Origin of the sequence: Roseateles cavernae (assembly GCF_040187885.1) — a bacterium.
GTDB lineage: Bacteria > Pseudomonadota > Gammaproteobacteria > Burkholderiales > Burkholderiaceae_C > Roseateles_E > Roseateles_E cavernae.
Genome location: NZ_JBDPLH010000008.1, coordinates 119,845 through 139,503 on the forward strand (window position 1 = coordinate 119,845; position 19,659 = coordinate 139,503).

The window sequence follows — 19,659 nt, forward strand, 5'->3', positions numbered from 1 at the left end:
CGAAGGAGTTTTCAGCCATGGCCGAGATCGTCAAGATGTCCCACCTGGCCCTGCATGAGCAGGTGTCCGCGCGCCTGCGCACCATGCTGGTCGAAGGCCGCATCGCGCCGGGCGCCAAGCTCAACGAGCGCGAGCTCAGCGAGCAGCTGCAGGTCTCGCGCACCCCGCTGCGCGAGGCCATCAAGCTGCTGGCCGCCGAGGGGCTGGTGGATCTCTTGCCCAACCGCGGCGCGGTCGCGGTCAAGCTGACCGAGGCCGATGTGATGCACAGCTTCGAGCTGCTGGCCGAGCTGGAGGGCCTGTCCGGCGCGCTGGCGGCCGAGCGCATTGCCGAGGCCGAGATCGCCGAGCTGCGCGCTCTGCATTTCGAGATGATGGCCTGCCATGCGCGGCGCGACCTGTCCGGCTACTACCGGCTCAATGCCCGCATCCACAGCGCGATCAACGAGGCGGCCGGCAACCCGGTGTTGGCCCAGACCTATCGCGCGATCAATGCCCGCGTGCAGTCGCTGCGCTTTCGCACCAACCAGGACGAGGCCAAATGGGCGCGCGCGCTGGCCGAGCACCAGCAGATGATCGAAGCACTGGCCGCGCGCGATGGCGCCCGGCTGCGCGAGGTGCTGATCCAGCATGTGCTGGCCAAGCGCGACGCGGTGCTGGCCCTGCTGCGGGACGGGGCCATCTATCCGGCCGAGGCCGCGCGATGAGCGGCGATGTGCTGCTGATGGAGCAGCGCCTGCGCCGCGAGACCGAGGGCGAGGTGAGGTTCGATGCCGGCTCCCGTGGCCGCTATGCCACCGACGCCTCGATCTACCAGATCATGCCGCTGGGCGTGTTCGTGCCCAGGACCGAGCGCGACATCGCCACCGCGATCGCGATCGCCGGCGAGCTGAAGATCCCGGTGCTGCCGCGCGGCGGCGGCACCAGCCAGTGTGGCCAGACCACCGGCGCGGCCCTGGTGATCGACAACAGCAAGCACTTTCGCCGCGTGCTGAGCGTCGATGTCGAGCAGCGCCGCGCCACGGTCGAACCGGGCCTGGTGCTGGACCATCTGAATGCGCAGCTCAAGCCCCATGGGCTCTGGTACCCGGTCGATGTCTCGACCAGCGCCCAGGCCACCTTGGGCGGCATGGCCGGCAACAATTCCTGCGGCTCGCGCTCGATCGCCTATGGCAATATGGTGCACAACGTGGTCGGCGCCAGCGCCTGGCTGTCCGATGGCTCGCTCGTGGACTTCGGGCCGGTGTCAGGTCTTGCCGCCGGCCGTGCGGCCGGGATCGCCGAGTTCGTGCGCGGTCTGGCGCAAAGCCATCGCGCCGAGCTGGCCGAGCACTGGCCCAAGGTGCTGCGCCGCGTCGGCGGCTACAACCTCGACATCTTCGACTGCCAGAACGAGCGGCCCTATACCGACGACGGCAGCGTCAACCTGGCCCATCTGCTGATCGGCTCGGAGGGCACGCTGGCCTACACCCGCAGCCTGAGCCTGCAGTTGGCCGAGCTGCCGCGCGCCAAGGTGCTGGGCGTGGTCAATTTCGAGAGCTTCCACGCGGCGATGGATGCGGCCCAGCACATCGTCAAGCTGGGCCCCAGTGCGGTCGAGCTGGTCGACCGCACGATGATAGAGCTGAGCCTGGCCAACCCGGCCTTCAGGCCGACGATAGAGACCGCGCTGATCGGCCGTCCGGCAGCCATCCTGCTGGTCGAGTTCTCCGGCCCGCAGAAACCGCCCCTGCTGAGGCAGTTGGTCGAGCTGGTCGAGCTGATGGGCGAGCTGGGCCTGCCGGGCACGGTGGTGGAGATGGCCGACGAGGCGCCGCAGAAAAACCTCTGGGAGGTGCGCAAGGCCGGGCTCAACATCATGATGAGCCTGAAGGGCGACGGCAAGCCGGTGTCCTTCATCGAGGATTGCGCGGTGCCGCTGCCGCACCTGGCCGAGTACACCGACGCGCTGACCGAGGTGTTCGCGAAGTATGGCAGCCGCGGCACCTGGTATGCCCATGCCTCGGTCGGCACCCTGCATGTGCGGCCCATCCTGGACATGCGCCGCGACGGCGCGCTGAAGATGCGGGCGATGGCCGAGGAGGCCTCGGCCCTGGTGCGCAAGTTCAAGGGCGCCTACAGCGGCGAGCATGGCGACGGCCTGTGCCGCGGCGAGTGGATTGAATGGCAGTTCGGCCCCAAGCTCGTTGAGGCCTTCCGCGCGATCAAGCAGCATATGGATCCGGCCGGTCTGTTCAACCCCGGCAAGATCATCGACCCGCCGAAGATGGACGAGGGCGCGCTGTTCCGCTTCCCGCCGGCCTCGGCGCCCAAGCCCTACCGCACGATTGCCTTGAGGCCGGCGCTGGACTGGTCGGCCTGGAATGTGCAGAACGATCCGGTCACCGAGGCCACGACCGCGCCCGGCAGCGGCGGCGACAGCACCGGCGGCCTGGCCAAGGCGGTCGAGATGTGCAATAACAATGGCCACTGCCGCAAGTTCGACGCCGGCACCATGTGCCCCAGCTACCGCGTCACCCGCGACGAGCAACACCTGACCCGCGGCCGCGCCAACACGCTGCGACTGGCGCTGTCGGGCCAGCTGGGCGAGGGCGCCTTCACCAGTGAGGCGATGGCCGAGACCATGGCGCTGTGTGTCGGCTGCAAGGGCTGCAAGCGCGACTGCCCCACCGGCGTCGACATGGCGCGGATGAAGATCGAGTTCCTGTCGCACTACAAGGCCAGGCATGGGCGGACGCTGAAGGACCGGCTGGTCGCCGCGCTGCCCGACTACGCGGCCTGGGGCGCGCGTGCGCCCTGGCTTTTCAATCTGCGCCTGCCGGGGCTGACCGAGAAGCTACTTGGCTTCTCGGCCAAGCGCAGCCTGCCGCGCTGGCGCCGCGACACCTTCTGGCGCGCACCGGACCAGGGCCTGTTCTCCAGTCTTGAGGTCACCTTGGCGGCGGGCGAGAAGGCTGCCGTGCTCTTCGTCGACACCTTCAACGGCAGCTTCGAGAGCGAGAACGCGCTGGCCGCCGCCCGCGTGCTGAAGGCGGCCGGCTATACCCTGCACCAGGTGAGCAAGGACGGCGGCCAGCACTGCTGCGGCCGCACCTATCTGGCCAGTGGTCAGGTCGATGAGGCCAAGGCCAGGGCGGGTGCGCTGATCCAGGCACTGCTGCCGCTGGCCAGTGCCGGCATTGCGGTGGTGGGCCTGGAGCCCTCCTGCCTACTGACCCTGCGCGACGAGGCCCTGGTGATGGGCCTGGGCGAGCCGGCCCAGGTCGTCGGCGCCCAGGCGCTGATGTTCGAGGAGTTCATCGCCCGCGAGGCCAGGGCCGGCCGCTTCGATCTGACGTTCAAGCCCGCCGAGGCGCCCATCCTGCTGCACGGCCATTGCCATCAGAAGGCCTTCGGCGCGGTGACTCCCATCCTCGAGGTGCTGCGGCTGATTCCCGGCGCCAGCCCGGAGCTGATCGAGAGCAGCTGCTGCGGCATGGCCGGCAGCTTCGGCTACGAGGCCAGGCACTACGAGGTGTCGATGCAGATGGCCGAGCTGAGCTTGCTACCGGCCATCCGCGCCCGGCCCGAGGCCATCGTCGTGGCCGACGGCACCAGCTGCCGGCATCAGATCAAGGACGGCGCGCAGCGCGAGGCTGTTCATGTGGCGCGGCTGCTGGAGCGATTGATGACCTGATGTCCAGGACGAGGGCCGAACGCGCCGGAAGGGTCAGGCTTTGCCCCAGTTCGTGACGCTGGCCGCTCATCACGTCGATCCCATGGGCCTGAAGCCCCAGCACCTCGCCGAAGCGCCGCGTGTCCAGCCGGGTCTCGCTGCCGTTCTTGTTCAGCACCAGCATCACGGTTTGCGTGCCCAGCTGGCGAAACAGCACATAGCAGCCCTGCTCGGGCGTGTAGTGAATCAGCCGCCCGGCATGCACGGCTGGCGAGCCCTTGCGCCAGTTCAGCAAGCGGCGCAGCCAGTCCTGCGCTTCACGCTGCCGCGCGCTGAGTCCCTGGCCGCTGAAGCCGTTGACGCTGTCGACCGCCCAGCCGCCGGGGAAGTCGGCCCGCACCACGCCGTCGTCGCGCTGCTTCGGGCTTTGCAGCAGCAGCTCGCTGCCGTAGAAGAACTGCGGGATGCGCCGCGTCACGGCCAGATAGGCCCAGGCCATCTTGGTCAGTGCCAGCTCGCCGTTGAGCAACGAATGCAGGCGCGGCGTGTCGTGGTTGCCCTCGAACAGCACCAGATTCGCCGGGTCCGGGTAGACGAAGTCATGGGCCAGGGCCTCGTAGAGCTTGATCAGCCCGCCGCCCTGGTCCTCGGGTTCGCTGAGGCCGGCCAGCAGCGCCCCATGCAGCGGGAAGTCCATCATGCTGGGCGTCTGCGAGACATAGCCGTCGTGGTTTTTCTTGCCACGCTGCCAGTAGGACACGATGGCCGGATGCGGGCTCCATTCCTCGCCGACGATATTGAGCCGGGGGTACTCGCGCATCAGCCGGGCCGACCAGGCGGCCAGGAAGTCCTTGTCGGAATAGCTGTAGGTGTCGGTGCGGATGCCGCTGAGCCCGGCGGACTCGATCCACCACAAGCTCATCTGGGTCAGGTAGCTGGCCAGCAGCGGATGGCGCTGGTTCAGGTCCGGCATCGTCGTGGTAAACCAGCCGTCGGTGAAGCGCTTGCGGTCGCTGGCGGCGGCGTAGGGGTCGAGCAGGCTGATGCGGGCGTGATGGGTCTCGGTATAGGCCGGCCATTGGTTGAGCCAGTCGGGGTCGGGCAGGTCGCGCATCCACCAGTGCTGGCCGCCGATGTGGTTGAGCACGATGTCCTGGATCACGCCCAGGCCCTTGGCGCGGGCCTCGGCGACCAGGGCGCGGTAGTCCGCATTGCTGCCGAAGCGCGGGTCGACCTGGTAGAAGTCGGTCGCGGCATAGCCGTGGTAGCTGTAGGCGGCGCTGTTGTTCTCGCTCAGCGGGGTCGGCCAGAGCTGGGTGAAGCCCATGGCGGCGATGTAGTCCAGATGCTGGCGCAGGCCCTTCAGGTCACCGCCATGCCGTCCGCCCGGTGATGCGCGGTCAAGCCCCTCCCGCATCCCCGCGCGGGCCGTCAGCCCAGGGTCGCCCTGGGCAAAGCGGTCCGGCACCACGAGGTAGATCGCGTCCTCGGGGCCGAAACCCTGGCGCTGCGCCGAGCCGGGCTCGCGGGCCTGCAGCGCATAGCGCTGCGTCAGCACGGTCTTGCCCTGCGCGTTGTCGAAATGCAGTTCGAGCTCGCCGGCCCGGGCGGCCGCGTCCAGTTGCAGGTCCAGGAACAGGTAGTTGGGGCTGCTGACCCGGTGGACCTTGCGCAGGTTGACGCCGGCATAGGGCTGCAGCCTGGGGTTCAACTCGGCGATGCGCTCGCCATGCACCAGCAGCTGCAGGCCGGGTTCGGCCATGCCGACCCACCAGGACGGCGGCTCGATGCGGGAGAGGGTGTGGGCGTGGGCTGTGTTCATCAGAAAGCTGGCGCCGAGGGCGAGCGCGGCCAGAGTGCTTGCGAGGATGTTCATGGCGTGATGCGGTAGACGGCGACCGATCGGGCCGGGATGGACGGCCGGCCCTGCGCATCGGCGCGTGGCCGCGTCTGCCCGCGAGGATAAACGGCCTGCAGCCTGGCCCGGGCCGGCAGGGTCATGTGCGGCGTCGGCGCGGCCTGCGCGCCGTAGTTGATCACGACCAGGGCCTGCTCGCGCCCCAGCCGGCGCCGGAAGCTCAAGACCTGACCCTCGACCCGGGCCTGTTCGTAGCTACCGCGGGCGATGGCGGGCAGGGTGTTGCGCAGCCTCAGCATGGCTTTGTAGAAATTCAGCAGGGAGTCGGGGTCGGCAGCCTGGGCGGCGGCGTTGTGGCGGGCGGCATTCGGTGACGGCGGGCGATAGGGCAGAGCGCTGCTGAAGCCGCCATCGGCGCGCCAGCTCATCGGGCCACGCAGCGGTTCGTCGCCGGGCAGGCCGGGGATGCCGGCCATGCCGATCTCCTCGCCGTAGTAGATGAAGGGGGTGCCGGGCATCAGCAGATAGCTGGCGGCGGCCAGCTTGTAGGCGGTCTCGTCGCCGGCCAGCTGATCCCAGATGCGCGCGCCGGCGAAGATGTCATGGTTGGCCAGCATGGTCGCCATGGTCGGCGGCGCCGTCCTGAAATAGTCGGCCACGGCCTGGATCGCGGCCGGCTCGCCGCGCGCGGCCTTGATGATCTGATGCTCCAGGCCGAAGGCAAAGGCGCTGCCGCAGATGGCCGGGTCGGCATAGACCTGCGGATTGGCGGTGGCCTCGCAGACGACGTGGCGCTGGCGGTAGCTCTTGATCAGGTCCTGCAGCTGCTTGGTCAGACGCCGGCTTTCGGGCTGGTCGTTCCATTCGACGGCGTCGGTCTCGACCAGATGCGGCACAGCATCGAGCCGGAAACCGTCCAGGCCGCGATTGAGCCAGAAACGCAGGCTGTTCAGGTGGTAGTCCCAGACCTGGGGGTTGTTCAGATTGAAGTCCGGCATCGCCGGGCCGAAGGTGGCGAAATAGCTGCCGGTCGGCGTCGTGGTCCAGGGGTTCTGGCCCCAGATGTCCCAGCCGCTCGGGGACTCTTGCTGCCAGACAAACCAGTCGCGGTAGGGGCTGGCCGGCTTGTGCAGGGCCTGCTGGAACAGCGGGTGGGCGGCGGCGCTGTGATTGATCACATAGTCGATGATGACGCCGATGCCGCGCCGGTGTGCTTGACGGAGGAACTCATCGAAATCGGCCATGCTGCCGTACTGCGGCTCCAGCGCGCGGAAATCGGTCGTCGCATAGCCGTGGTCGCGGTCGGCGCTGGCGGTGATGGGCATCAGCCAGATGCCTTTGACGCCCAGGTCCTGCAGATAGTCCAGCCGCGCCGTCAGGCCTCGCAGATCGCCGATGCCGTCGCCATCGCTGTCCTGGTAGCCGCGCACAAAGATCTCGATGAAGGCGCCATGCTGCCAACCGGGCGCCAGACGGCTGCCGGGGTCGCGAGCCGGCACCGGGCCGAGATCGGTGGCGGCTGCGCTGCCGGCCATCGCACAGGCCAGGATGAGGGTTTTGATCATTGTCTCGATGTTGTAGCTAAATTACTTGTCTAGCGATTTGGTTTGGCGGCAGCATAGGTGAAACATCGATGGATTGGAAGTTGTTGGTGAAAGTCGCTAGCTGATTGTTGATGTAGTTTTGCTACTATTTTGAAAATGAGACAACAGGAGCGAGCCATGGCCGCAGGCGGCATCGGGATGTGGGCGGGGATGCTGGCCTTGCTGGCCGGGGTCGCGCAGGCGGCCGACGACAGCGCCGAGCTGCGCGCGGCCTGTGATGCGGCGGGCTTCGAGCAGCTGCTTGCTGAGGCGCCGGCCATGGATGCGCGCGGCCATTGGCTGAACCGGCGCCTGCTGCTGTGGCCGGCGCTGAGGGCCAGCGGGCGTTTCAAGCTCTATCACTCGGCGGCCGGGCGGCTGGACGCGAGAGCCGGCCACCAGGTCAGCGGCTTCGATGGCGTGGTGCCGCTGACACCGCGCTCGGCAGCCCTGCCGCCGGCGCTGGCCGGGCGCTTCCGCCATCTGGGGCCGGGGCTGCTGCTGGCTGTGCCCGAGTCTGCGGTGGCGCGCCTGCCGGAGCTGCTGCGCGGCCAGATGCTGCTGGTTCAGGAGGACGAGCGGGGTCAGGTCTTGCAGGCGACCGGCCTGCAGGCCGCCGCTGCGTTGGACGATCTCTATGCCAGGGCTGCGGCCGTGCCGGATCTCGGGGTGAGCGTCGGCGCCGGCCGCCACACCGGCTTCAAGCTCTGGGCGCCGACGGCCCGCGCGGTGCATCTCTGCCATTACGCCAGCGCCGCGGCGGCGGCGCAGCAGGCCCTGCCGATGCGGCGCGACGCCGCCACCGGCATCTGGTCGCTGCGCCTGCCCGCCGATCTGAGCGGCGGCTACTACAGCTATCTGGTCGAGACCCATGTGCGCGGCGTCGGCCGGCTGCGCAACCGGGTCACCGATCCCTACTCGCTCAGCCTGAGCGCCGACTCGCACCGCAGCTATATCGCCGATCTGGCCGCGCCGGCCTTGAAGCCGCCGGGCTGGGATGCGCTGCAGCTGCCGGATCGTGTCAAGCGCAATACCGAGATGGTGATCTATGAGCTGCATGTGCGCGACTTCTCGATCAATGACGCCTCGGTGCCCGAAGCCCAGCGCGGCAAGTACCAGGCCTTCACCGTTGCCGGCTCGCTGGGCATGCAGCATCTGCGCGCGCTCGGCGAGGCCGGCCTGACGGACGTGCATCTGCTGCCGGTGTTCGATATCGCGACGATTCCCGAGACCGGCTGCGCCGTGCCCCAGGTGCCGGCGGCGGCGCCGGACAGCGAGGCCCAGCAGGCGGCGGTGATGGCACTGGCCGAGCGCGACTGCTTCAACTGGGGTTACGACCCCTTGCACTACAACGCCCCCGAAGGCAGCTATGCCAGCGATGCGATGGACGGCGCGCGCCGCATCATCGAGTTGCGCCAGATGGTGCAGGCGCTGAGCCGGGCCGGCCTGCGGGTCGGCATGGACGTGGTCTACAACCACACGGCCGCCGCCGGCCAGCATCGGAAATCGGTGCTGGACCGCATCGTGCCCGGCTACTACCAGCGCTACGACGCCCAGGGCCAGGTGGAGCGCTCGACCTGCTGCGACAACACCGCCACCGAGCACCGCATGATGGGCAAGCTGATGGAGGACTCGGTGCTGCTGTGGGCGCGCGAGTACAAGATGGCCTCGTTCCGTTTCGATCTGATGGGCCACCAGCCGCGCGCCGCGATGGAGCGGCTGCAGGCGCGGCTGCGGCGCGAGCTGGGCCGGCCGGTGCAGCTGATCGGCGAGGGCTGGAACTTCGGCGAGGTGGCCGATGGCCGGCGCTTTGTCCAGGCCTCGCAGCTATCGCTGAACGGCAGCGGCATCGCCACCTTCAGCGACCGGGCGCGCGACGCGCTGCGTGGCGGCGGCGCGGCCGACGGCGGCGAGGACCTGATTGGCCGCCAGGGCTGGCTCAACGGCCTGCACCATGCGCCGAACGCGCTGGGCGGCGCGGCCACGCGCGAGGATTTGCTGCGTGCCGCCGACCTGCTGCGGGTCGGCCTGGCCGGCTCGCTGCGCGGCTATGAGCTGCAGACCTTCGGCGGCGAGCGCCGGCGCCTGGCGCAGATCGACTACGCCGGCCAGCCGGCCGGCTATGCCTCGGCGCCGGGCGAGGTGGTCAACTATGCCGACAACCATGACAACCAGACCCTGTTCGACATCAATGCGTTGAAGCTGCCGCAGCAGACTTCGCGCGAGGATCGGGCCCGGGTGCAGTTGCTGGGCATGGCCGTCACCGCCTTCAGCCAGGGCGTGCCTTACTTCCATGCCGGCATCGAGACCCTGCGTTCCAAGTCGCTGGACCGCAACAGCTACGACTCGGGCGACTGGTTCAACCGCCTGGACTGGTCGCTGAGCGACAACTATTTCGGCACCGGGCTGCCGCCCAAGGCCGACAACGGCGCGAACTACGCGCTGCTGCGCCCGGTGCTGAACAACCCGCTGATCAAGCCCGAGCCGGCCCAGATCCGCTGGACCCGCGATGCCTTTCTGGACCTGCTGCGCATCCGCGCCAGCTCCAGCCTGTTCCGCCTCGATTCGGCGGCGGCGGTGCAGCAACGACTGCGCTTCCACAACACCGGGCCGCAGCAGAACCCGCTGCTGCTGGTGGGTGAGCTGGACGGCCGCGGCCTGGCCGGCGCCGGCTTCGAGCGGCTGATCTATATCGTCAATGCAGGCAAGAGCGCTCAGGCCCTGAACCTGCCGCAAGCCCGGGGCCTGGCCTACCGGCTGCATCCGGTGCACCTGGCATCGCAGGCCGCCGACAAGAGGCCGGCCGAGCAGGCTGGCTTCGAGCCGGAAACCGGGCGCTTCACGGTGCCGGCGCGTAGCGCCCTGGTCTATGTGCTGAATTGAGGGCATCGGCACGGCTTTGCGCACTGGCGAGCCAGGGCTTTCGGTGCTAGCTTTGGAACCAGGGACGCACGGTGGTCGCAACAGGCTGGCCGGCGCCATGTTCGCAGGAGACAGCACCATGAAACCCCTGGCCGTTCTCTGGCTCGCACTCGGGTTTGCTGCACTGACCGGTTGTGCCAGCGCGCCGCCCGCCCCGCAGCCGCAGCGCCTGTTTGACGATGCCCTGTTCGCGCCGGCGCCCGCCTCGCTGGGTGCCGAGGCCCTGTTCAAGCTCAGCCCCGAGATGCAGCGCTATCTGGACCATGAGATCGCCCAGCAAGCTCGCCGCGAAGGCAGCCGCCAGGGCCTGATCGATGCGCTCTACAACAAGAGCAAGCTGCAGCTGGAGTACGACGCCAGCATCACCCGCAGTGCGGCCGAAGCCTTCGAGGCGCGCCGCGGCAACTGCCTGTCCCTGGTGCTGATGACCTCGGCATTCGCCAAGGCGCTGGGCCTGCCGGTGCGCTACCAGAGCGTCTATGTCGAAGAGTTGTGGAGCCGCAGCGGCGATCTCTATTTCCTCAGCGGCCACATCAATCTGAGCCTGGGCCGGCCCGTCTATGAGCGCAGCGCGCGGACCTTCGAGGCCGAGCTGCTGGTCATCGACTTCCTGCCGGCCGAACAGCTGCGCGGCCAGCGCAGCCGTGTGATCGACGAGAGCACGGTGATCGCGATGTATATGAACAACCGCGCGGCCGAGCTGCTGCAGCAGGGCCGCACCGACGAGGCCTACTGGTGGGCGCGTGGCGCGATGACCCAGGATCCGCGCTTCATCGCCGCTTACAACACGCTGGGCGTGATCTATCGCCGCCATGGCCATGCCGAGCGGGCCGAGCAGGTGTTCCGCACCGTCCTGGCCGAGGAGCCGGCCAATGCCCAGACCCTGTCCAATCTGATCCTGGTGCTGAAAGACAGAGGCCGGCGCGAGGAGGCCGAGCTGCTGAGCGCCAAGCTGCGCGACATCCAGCCCAATCCACCGTTCAAGTACTTCGACGAGGGCGTCGTGGCCATGCGGGCCGGTGACTTCAAGGCCGCGAAGAAACTCTTCACCCGCGAGATCGAGCGCTCGGCCTATTTTCACGAGTTTCATTTCTGGCTGGCCCTGGCTAACTACGGGCTGGGCGAGCTCGGCGAAGCGCGCAAGCATCTGGCGCTGGCGCGCGACAACAGCGCCACCGTCAAGGACCGTCAGATGTATGCGGCCAAGCTGGAGAGCCTGCGCAATGTCAGGCTGGTGCAGTAGCGGCCGAGGGCGTGCCTACAGCGGCGCGAGGCCGTGGCGGGCACGCGCCCGCGCACAGGCCTCGTCGCCGATGCCCATCGGTGCGCGCAGGCCGAACTCGCGGCAGGGGCCGGGCCGCCATTCATAGATGCCGCAGCTGGCCTTGATGCCCACCGTGCCGACCAGGGCCGCGCAGCGCGGCTGGGCATGATCGGTGCCGCGCATGCGGCTCAGGCTGTGGTTGAGGTCCACCGTCAGCCCGTCGGGCACGCAGCCGCCCTCGCTTTGCAGCTCCTCGCGGGCGAAATCGACCCGGAAGCTGGCGCAGCAGGCGCCGCAGGCGATGCAGGGATTGGCGGGGGGCGCAGACATGGCCCGATTTTAGGAGGCGCGCACCACCGTCACGCTGCACTCCGCCTCGGCCACCACCTGGGCCGAGACGCTGCCCAGATAGCGGCGCAGCGCCGAGCTGCCGCTGGCCCCCATCACCAGATGGTCGACCCGGGCCTTGGCAGCGAACTCGATCAGGGCCTGGGCCGCATCGGGCGCCTCCAGCACATGGAAGGTCAATCGCCCATCCTCCAGCGCCAGCGCGCGGCTGATCGGGCGGGCCCAGTGCTTCAAGGCGATCAGCTGTTTGACATGCAGGCTCTGGCCGGCCTTGTCGGTCAGCTCGTCCATGCCGATGCGGGCCGTCTTCATCACGCTGACGCAGGCCAGCCGCGCGCCCGGCTCGGCCTGCACCAGGCGCCGCACCGTCTCCTGCAACTGGGCCAGCAGGGCGGGGGTGGCGGCCTCGGTGTCGACCGCCGCCATGATGATGGGGCTGCGCGCCACCTGCTCGTCAACACTGGCCGCGGGCGAGGGCTCGGCGCCCAGCGCGAAAAACCAGCGCTTGAAGGTCTTGACCACCGAGCTGGTTTGCAGGCGCTCGGCGCGGCGTGTCAGCGCGATGCCCTCGGGTCGCTGCAGATCCAGCGCGAGCTGGGCCGCGCTCTGGTAGCGACGCTCGGCCTTGACCTCCAGGCAGTGCAGGATCAGCTCCTGCAGCCAGGGCGGGATCTCGGCGCGCAGTGCGCGCGGCGGCACCGGATCGATGTACAGGCGCCGACGCAGGCCGCGCACCGACGAGGGCTGGCCGAAGGGCCGCTCGCCGGTGGCCAGGTGGTAGAGCATCACGCCCAGCGCGAACAGATCGCTGCGCGGGTCGTTGCGGACGAACTGCACCTGCTCGGGCGACATATAGGGGCCGGTGCCCATAGGCAGCTCGAACTCCTCTTCTAGCAGATCGGGCAGCTGGCTGTGGCGCGACAGGCCGAAATCCACCAGCACGGCCACGCCGTCCGGGCGGAACATGATGTTGCTGGGCTTGATGTCCAGATGCACCACATGCTGGCGGTGCAAGGCATGCAGGGCGGTGGCCACCTTGATGCCGATGTCCACCACCTCGTCCAGCGGCAGCGGCGCATCGTCCAGCCGTGGCCGCAGCGAGGGGCCATCGATGCGCTCCATCACGATATAGGCCTGGCGTGTCCAGTCGCCGCGCGCCACATAGCGCGGCACATGCGGGCCCTTCAATGCCGGCATCAGCATCTGCTCGACCTCGAAGCCGACGATGGTGGCCGGGTCTTCGCCGCCCTTGATGCGCGGCAGCTTCATGATCAGCGGCAGGCCGTCGCCCGGGCCGGGCTCGACGCGGCTGACGGCCCAGAGATTGGCCATGCCGCCCTGGTGCAGGTGCTCGTCCAGGCGGAAGCCATCGAGCACCAGGCCCGGCACCAGCGGGCCGGGCAGGGGCAGGTCTTGCGTGCTGTGGGGAGCGCCGTCGCTCATCGGCCTACTCGCCCTGGCTCAGCCGCGCGGCCAGGCGTTCGGCCACGGCCTCGGGCAGGCCGGAGCTGCGGATGCGGGCGGCGGCGGCCTCGACGTCATAGGGCACGCGCTGGAAGCTCAGCAGGCCGGTCTCGGTGTCGAAGCAGGCATAGCAGGCCTCGGGATTGCCATCGCGCGGCTGGCCGCAGGAGCCGGGGATGATCAGCCACTGGCGGTGGCTCAGCAGCGGGATCTCGACGCCGGGCACCGGGCTGAAGTCGCCGGCCTTGCCGGTGCCCGACAGATGGTAGAGCATGGGCTCGTGCATATGGCCGCAGAAGGTGTAGGCGCGGTCGGTGGCCTGCAGGCTGCGCATCGCCTCGGCACGGCCCTGGATGTATTCGAAGCCCTCGGGCGCAAAGGCGTTGGCATGGACGAACAGGCAGTGGCCCCGGCTGGCGGTCATCGGCAGCTCGGCCAGGAAGCGCAGCTGCTCGGTGCTCAGCTGTTCGCGGGTCCAGGCGGCGGCGGCGCGGGCGTCGTCGCGCATGGTCGGCAGCGCGCCATGGACCACCGCGCTGTCGTGGTTGCCCATCACCGCCAGCGCACCCTGATCGACCAGCTCGCGAACCCGGTCCAGCACCCAGCCGGGGTCGCCGCCATAGCCGACATAGTCGCCCAGAAAAGCGTGGCCGTCGCAGCCCTGGGCCTGGGCATGGGCCAGCACGGCCGTCAGGGCTTCTCGATTGGCATGCAGATCGGTGATCAGCGCAAGTTTCATGGGCGCATCATGCTACAGGGGGCTGACGGCAGGCTGAGCTATGCTGGCTGCTCTGCATCTGCCGCCGCGGATCACTCGTCAAAGGGTTGGGGTGATGGTTGAAAGTCTTGGGCGCCTGCTGCGCCGGATTGTGTTGTGGCCCCTGGCGCTGGGACTGTCGACGCCTTCGCTGGCCGACTGCTCGCGCGCCATGCAGGTGCCGGCGGCACCGGTCGGCCTGAGCATGATCGTCTCGGACGAGGGCATCGGCGGGGTCTACCACGATGTGCTGAACGGCATCTCGGGCTGCAACTTCCTCTTCACCCCGGTGCCGCGGGCCCGACTGGAGGCCATGTTCGAGAATGGCCGTGCCGACCTGCTGATACCGGCGGCCCGCACGCCGCGCCGCGATGAGTTCGGGGTCTTCGTGCCGCTGATCTATGCACGCGCCACGCTGATCTCGCTGAACGCGGAACGCGCGCCGGTGCGCAGCCTGCAGGAGTTGCGCGAGCGCAAGGAGCTGCGGGTCGCGCTGGTACGTGGCTTCGATTATGGCGATGCCTACCAGGCCCTGATCAAGGATCTGCGTGCCCAGGGGCGGCTTTTTCTCGATGTGGACCCGGTCTCGGTGGGGCGCATGCTGCAGGCCGGTCTGGCCGACATCACCATCATGGCGCCGTCCATCCTGGTCGGTGCATTGCTGGCCGATACCCGCTTCAAGCCGCTGATCGAGAGGCTGCGCTACGAGCCGGTCGATGAGCTGCCCTGGGTCGACAGCGGTGCCTACATCTCCAGGACATCGGTCAGCGAGCAGGACCGTGCGGTGCTGCGCGAGGCCTTGGAGAAGGCTTCGCGCAGCGGCATCGTCTGGAAGACCTTCCAGCGCTACTACCCGGTCGGCAGCCTGGCCGACAGCATCAAGCCGCGCTGAGCCTCAGCCGATGCGGCCCAGCAGCAGGTACTCCATCAGGGCCTTCTGCACATGCATGCGGTTCTCGGCTTCTTCCCAGACCACCGACTGCGGACCGTCGATCACATCGGCCGCGACCTCCTCACCGCGATGCGCCGGCAGGCAGTGCATGAAGAGCGCATCGGGCTTGGCGACAGCCATCATCTCGGCATCGACGCACCAGTCGGCAAAGGCGGCGCGGCGGGCCTCGTTCTCGGCCTCGTAACCCATGCTGGTCCAGACATCGGTGGTCACCAGATCGGCACCGCGGCAGGCGTCCATCGGGTCCTGGAACACCTTGTAGCAGTCGGTGTTCTTGATGCCCGCGACCACCGGGTCGACCTCGTAGCCGCCCGGCGTGCTGACATGGACCGTGAAGCCCAGGATCTCGGCCGCCTGCAGCCAGGTGTTGGCCATATTGTTGCCGTCGCCAACCCAGGCCACGACCCGGCCCTTCAGGCAGTCGACATCGACGACGCCGCGGTGGTTCATGCCGCGCGCCTCGATGAAGGTGAACAGATCGGCCAGGATCTGGCAGGGGTGGTACTCGTTGGTCAGGCCATTGATGACCGGCACCCGCGAGTGGGCCGCGAAGCGCTCGATCTTGGTCTGCTCGTAGGTGCGAATCATCACCAGATCGACCATGCGGCTGATCACGCGGGCGCTGTCCTCGATAGGCTCGGCCCGGCCCAGCTGGCTGTCGCCGGTGGTCAGGTGCACCACCGAGCCACCCATCTGGTACATGCCGGCCTCGAAGCTGACCCGGGTGCGGGTGCTGGCTTTCTCGAAGATCATCGCCAGCGTGCGGTCCTGCAGCGGCTGGTAGCGCTCGTAGTTCTTGAAGCGTCGCTTGATCAGCGCGGCGCGCTCGAACAGATAGACGTACTCCTCGGCCCGGAAGTCCTTGAACTGCAGGTAGTGGCGCATCAAGCTCATCCCCGGCTTCATGGCTGGGCCAGGAAGGCTTTGATCAGCGGGCAGAGCAGGGCGACGATCTGTGCCGCCTCCTCCTCGCTGAGGATCAGCGCCGGCACCAGGCGCACCACCTTGTCGGCGGTCACACTGATCAGCAGCCCGGATTCGAGGGCTTGGCCCAGCAGCACGCCGCAGGGGCGCGACAGCTCGATGCCCAGCATCAGGCCCTGGCCGCGGATCTCGACCACGCCGGCCACGCCGGCCAGCTCGCGCTCCAGCCCGGCCTTCAGCGCCGCGCCGACGGTGGCCGCATTCGCCAGCAGGCCTTCTTCTTCCATGATGCGCAGGGTCTCGACCCCGGCACGCATGGCCAGCGGATTGCCGCCGAAGGTCGTGCCATGGTTGCCCGGCTGCAGCACCTTGGCCGCGCGCGGTCCGCAGACCACGGCGCCGATCGGTACGCCCGAGCCCAGGCCCTTGGCCAGCGGCATCACGTCCGGCTGGATGCCGGCCCATTGGTGGGCAAACCACTTGCCGGTGCGGCCGATGCCGCATTGCACCTCATCCAGCATCAAGAGGATGTCGTGCTGGTCGCAAAGCTTGCGCAGTGCCTGCAGGAATTCGATGCGGGCGGGGTTGATGCCGCCTTCGCCCTGGATGGTTTCCAGGAAGATCGCGGTCACGTTGGGGTGTGCCTGCAGCGCGGCTTCCAGCGCCGGGATATTGTTCAGCGGCACCCGCACAAAGCCCTCGACCAGCGGGCCGAAGCCGGCCTGCACCTTGGGGTTGGCGGTGGCGGACAGGGTCGCGATCGAGCGGCCGTGGAAGGCGCCTTCGAAGACGATGCATTCCGGGCGGCTATTGCCGCGGTCATGGCCGAATTTGCGGGCGATCTTCAGCGCCGCCTCATTGGCTTCCAGGCCGCTGTTGCAGAAGAAGGCATTGCTCAGGCCCGACAGCTCGCAGAGCTTGGCGGCCAGCTGCTCCTGCAAGGGCACATGGTAGTAATTGCTGGTGTGGATCAGCTTGGCGACCTGCTCCTGCAGCGCCGGGACCAGCTTCGGGTGGCCATGACCCAGGGTGTTGACCGCGATGCCGCCCAGCCCGTCCAGATATCGTCGGCCGTTGACGTCCCAGACCCAGCAGCCCTGGCCGTGCGACAGCGCAACGGGCAGGCGGCCATAGGTTTGCATGACATGCGGCTCGGACGGTACGGCAGACACAGCGTTCATCAACTCTCCGGATAGGTGGTGGGTGTTGGGAAAGGCCGGGGCGGCCTGGCCGCCCCTGTGCACAATTCTAAGGGGGCTGTTTCGCGCAGCCATCGCTTTGTGCGCAGAACTGCCGCCCTTGGTGCGGCCTGCAAGCCCCCGTCTTGCTGCGGCGCAACACATCCGAGGCACAATAGCGCTCTTGCCGCGGGTCGCGGCAGACCGGGCCGCCGCAGCCATCTCCTCGGTGCCTGGGTTTGAACTCCTTGTCAGACGCATGAGCCAGTCCCCCAAACCGCGCGAAGTCTTTATTCAGGGCCTGACTCTGGACGGACGCACGTTTCGCCCCAGCGACTGGGCCGAGCGGCTGGCCGGTGCCATGTCCTGCTTCCGGCCCGGCGGCTCGCGCGGCGGCCCGGGCGCCCACATCGGCTATTCGCCCTACTGCGTGCCGCGCGTCATCAACGGCATCAAGTGCGTGATCGTCAATGAAGAGCTGAAGGCGCTGGAGCCCATGGCCTGGGACTTCGTGATGAACTTCGCACGCGACAACCAGTTGCAGGTCGCCGAGGCCTGCCTGCTGCCCGACAAGCCACCAGCCGGCTGAGCAGCACGGCCTATCGCTGGCGCGAGTGCCGAGAACGCCACAGGGCCAGCAACTCAATCAAACCCCATAAACAGGCACTTGCCAGTGCAAGCGCGGGACGAAGCTTCAGAGGGTGGCTGGGTGTCATCGCAACAGGGGACGAGTTTTCGTGTTGTTCAAGCTACGCACACTTGATGTCCGCCGTGTGACGAGATGTAATCAAACCGGGCATATCGAGGCTGCAGCGGCGGCGTCTATGCTCCAGGTCCTCACCAATTGGAAGCCCGGGTGTCCAGCACACAGGCCGTAGAGCCGTCTCCCTTGATCGAATTGCTGGAAATGGAACGCCTTGTCGAGCAGGGCGCGCCTTATCTGCAGCGGCGCCAGCTTTGCGATGTCGAAGTGGCGGGCCGGCGGCTTCCCGTGCTGGCTTTTTGCCTCGGCAACCCCGATCCGGAGGTGCCGGCTATCGGTATTTTTGGCGGTGTGCATGGTTTGGAGCGCATCGGTGCCGAGGTTGTGATGGCCTATCTGGGCAGCCTGGTTGCACGCTTGCGCTGGGACGCGACCCTGCATCGTCAGCTTGAATCGCTGCGCATGGTGTTCATGCCCATGGTCAACCCGGGCGGCATCTGGCGCGGCACGCGGGCCAACCCGCAAGGTGTCGATCTGATGCGCAATGCGCCGGTCGAGGCCAGCGGCGGCGCGCCTTTCATGCTGGGTGGCCAGCGCATCAGTGCCAATCTGCCCTGGTATCGGGGCGCGGCCGGCGCGCCGATGCAGATCGAGAGCGAGGCCTTGTGCGCGCTGGTGCGGCAGGAGTTGCTGAGCCACCGCTTCGCGATCAGCGTTGACTGCCATTCGGGCTTCGGCCTGAGTGACCGCATCTGGTTTCCCTTTGCCCATACCGCCGTGCCGATCGAGCATCTGCCCGAGATCCATGCCTTGGCCGAGATCCTGGATCAGACCCATGTCCAGCACCGTTATGTCTTCGAGCCGCAGAGCCGGCAGTACCTGACCCATGGCGATCTCTGGGATCATCTGTATCTGCAGGCCTGCGAGCGGCCCGAGCGCATGCTGCTGCCGCTGACCCTGGAGATGGGATCCTGGCTGTGGGTCAAGAAGAATCCGCGCCAGATGTTTTCGCGCCAGGGCATGTTCAATCCGCTGATCGGCCACCGCCAGCAGCGGGTGCTGCGCCGGCATATGAGCTGGCTGGATTTTGTGTCGCGGGCCGCCAGCGGTGCCGAGCGCTGGCTGCCTAGCCCCGAGCAGCGCGCCGAGCAGCGCGAGCGTGCTTTGACGCGTTGGTACCGGCGCGGGAGGGTGTCATGAGCGAGCCGGTGACCTGGGTGCTGCTGCGCGGACTGACCCGCGAGGCCGGCCACTGGGGCGCGTTCCCGGCGGTGTTCACCCAGGAAATCACCGCCCAGCAGCCGGGCGCCCGGGTCATGACCCTGGACCTGCCCGGCAACGGTGCGCTGTACCGCGAGGCCAGTCCCAGCCGTGTGCCGGATATGGTGGAGGCCTGCCGGACCGAGCTGGCACGTCGCGGGCAGACCGGGCCGGTGCATCTCTTGGCCATGTCGCTGGGCGCGATGGTGGCGTGTGACTGGGCCTCGCGCTATCCGGACGAGGTCGGCGGCACGGTGCTGATCAACACCAGCCTGCGTCCCTACAGCCCCTTCTTTCATCGCCTGCGTCCGGCCAACTACTGGAAGCTGCTGGCCCTGGGCCTGCTGCGGCTGGGGGTGCGCTGGCGTGAGGCGAGGGTGCTGAAAATGACCTCGCGCATGGTGACCGAGCCCCAGCCGGTGCTGGAGTCCTGGGTGGCGCTGCAGCGCAAGCATCCGGTGGGGGTGCGCAATGGCGTGCGGCAATTGCTGGCGGCGATGCGTTACCGCGCCAGCCGTGGCCGGCCGCATGCGCCGATGCTGCTGCTGTGCAGCCAGGCGGACACCCTGGTCGACTGGCGCTGCTCGCAGTCCCTCAGCCGCGCCTGGGGGGTGCCGCTGCGTCTGCATACCCAGGCCGGCCATGATCTGCCGCTGGATGACCCGCCCTGGGTGGCGCGTGCGGTGTCGGACTGGCTGCGCGCACGGCAGATGCATGCCAGTGCTGGGCTGGGTCGGACCTAGATGCTCCGGCAGCAGGCCCGCCGAAGCGAGCCAGGCATGAAAAAGCCC

General features: G+C 68.2%; 15 protein-coding genes. 8 read left to right on the forward strand and 7 right to left on the reverse strand.

The features are described from left to right. Positions 1–17 precede the first annotated feature (17 nt). Both ABGI63_RS19390 and ABGI63_RS19395 read left to right on the forward strand, forming a co-directional pair. Positions 18–707 carry a GntR family transcriptional regulator gene (locus ABGI63_RS19390; protein WP_262968046.1) on the forward strand — a complete coding sequence of 230 codons (690 nt, stop codon included), beginning with the start codon at positions 18–20 and terminating at the stop codon, positions 705–707. Then, positions 704–3,676, forward strand: coding sequence for an FAD-binding and (Fe-S)-binding domain-containing protein (locus tag ABGI63_RS19395; RefSeq protein ID WP_349744058.1), 2,973 nt, complete (start codon positions 704–706; stop codon positions 3,674–3,676). The genes ABGI63_RS19390 and ABGI63_RS19395 overlap by 4 nt, the downstream gene beginning before the upstream one ends. Here ABGI63_RS19395 and ABGI63_RS19400 read toward each other — a convergent pair. Further along, entirely contained in the window at positions 3,612–5,531 is a 1,920-nt protein-coding gene (locus ABGI63_RS19400; RefSeq protein WP_349744059.1) for a glycoside hydrolase family 13 protein, read from the reverse strand. The genes ABGI63_RS19395 and ABGI63_RS19400 overlap by 65 nt on opposite strands. Then, positions 5,528–7,078 (reverse strand): alpha-amylase family glycosyl hydrolase, encoded by a 1,551-nt coding sequence (locus ABGI63_RS19405; RefSeq protein ID WP_349744060.1) that lies wholly within the window; start codon positions 7,076–7,078, stop codon positions 5,528–5,530. The genes ABGI63_RS19400 and ABGI63_RS19405 overlap by 4 nt, the downstream gene beginning before the upstream one ends. 156 nt (positions 7,079–7,234) lie before the next feature. On the opposite strand from ABGI63_RS19405, the gene ABGI63_RS19410 reads away from it, so the two are divergent. Both ABGI63_RS19410 and ABGI63_RS19415 read left to right on the forward strand, forming a co-directional pair. Next, a complete protein-coding gene (locus ABGI63_RS19410) occupies positions 7,235–9,979 on the forward strand; it encodes an alpha-1,6-glucosidase domain-containing protein (RefSeq protein ID WP_349744061.1) in 2,745 nt (914 codons plus the stop codon). A gap of 118 nt (positions 9,980–10,097) precedes the next feature. Next, complete coding sequence (locus ABGI63_RS19415) at positions 10,098–11,261, forward strand: tetratricopeptide repeat protein (RefSeq protein WP_349744062.1); 1,164 nt, start codon at positions 10,098–10,100, stop codon at positions 11,259–11,261. 15 nt (positions 11,262–11,276) lie between these two features. On the opposite strand, the gene ABGI63_RS19420 is transcribed toward ABGI63_RS19415, so the two are convergent. From ABGI63_RS19420 to ABGI63_RS19430, 3 genes are read right to left on the reverse strand one after another with little or no spacing between them, the layout of a single operon-like run. Next, positions 11,277–11,612 carry a YkgJ family cysteine cluster protein gene (locus ABGI63_RS19420; RefSeq protein ID WP_349744064.1) on the reverse strand — a complete coding sequence of 112 codons (336 nt, stop codon included), beginning with the start codon at positions 11,610–11,612 and terminating at the stop codon, positions 11,277–11,279. Between the two features lie 9 nt (positions 11,613–11,621). After that, positions 11,622–13,073, reverse strand: coding sequence for a serine/threonine protein kinase (locus ABGI63_RS19425; protein WP_349744065.1), 1,452 nt, complete (start codon positions 13,071–13,073; stop codon positions 11,622–11,624). A gap of 4 nt (positions 13,074–13,077) precedes the next feature. Continuing rightward, on the reverse strand, positions 13,078–13,833 hold the full coding sequence (locus tag ABGI63_RS19430; RefSeq protein ID WP_349744066.1) for a metallophosphoesterase family protein: 756 nt from the start codon (positions 13,831–13,833) through the stop codon (positions 13,078–13,080). A 94-nt stretch (positions 13,834–13,927) separates the two neighbouring features. Here ABGI63_RS19430 and ABGI63_RS19435 point away from each other — a divergent pair, with 94 nt between their 5' ends. Further along, positions 13,928–14,743: a substrate-binding periplasmic protein gene (locus ABGI63_RS19435; protein ID WP_349744068.1), complete on the forward strand. Its 816-nt coding sequence runs from the start codon at positions 13,928–13,930 to the stop codon at positions 14,741–14,743. Between the two features lie 3 nt (positions 14,744–14,746). Here ABGI63_RS19435 and argF read toward each other — a convergent pair whose 3' ends face one another. Together argF and ABGI63_RS19445 are read right to left on the reverse strand one after the other, a co-directional pair. Further along, positions 14,747–15,709: an ornithine carbamoyltransferase gene (gene argF / locus ABGI63_RS19440; protein WP_349744070.1), complete on the reverse strand. Its 963-nt coding sequence runs from the start codon at positions 15,707–15,709 to the stop codon at positions 14,747–14,749. Then, complete coding sequence (locus ABGI63_RS19445) at positions 15,706–16,908, reverse strand: aspartate aminotransferase family protein (RefSeq protein WP_349744071.1); 1,203 nt, start codon at positions 16,906–16,908, stop codon at positions 15,706–15,708. Before ABGI63_RS19445 ends, argF begins: the two co-directional genes overlap by 4 nt. 256 nt (positions 16,909–17,164) lie before the next feature. Here ABGI63_RS19445 and ABGI63_RS19450 point away from each other — a divergent pair, with 256 nt between their 5' ends. The 3 genes from ABGI63_RS19450 (at position 17,165) to ABGI63_RS19460 (ending at position 19,611) form a co-directional block, all read left to right on the forward strand. Further along, positions 17,165–17,494, forward strand: coding sequence for a DUF3579 domain-containing protein (locus ABGI63_RS19450; RefSeq protein WP_137942369.1), 330 nt, complete (start codon positions 17,165–17,167; stop codon positions 17,492–17,494). Positions 17,495–17,812: 318 nt separating this feature from the next. Continuing rightward, complete coding sequence (locus tag ABGI63_RS19455) at positions 17,813–18,808, forward strand: M14 family zinc carboxypeptidase (RefSeq protein ID WP_349744072.1); 996 nt, start codon at positions 17,813–17,815, stop codon at positions 18,806–18,808. Then, positions 18,805–19,611, forward strand: coding sequence for an alpha/beta fold hydrolase (locus ABGI63_RS19460; protein ID WP_349744074.1), 807 nt, complete (start codon positions 18,805–18,807; stop codon positions 19,609–19,611). Before ABGI63_RS19455 ends, ABGI63_RS19460 begins: the two co-directional genes overlap by 4 nt. The last annotated feature ends 48 nt before the right edge of the window (positions 19,612–19,659 follow it).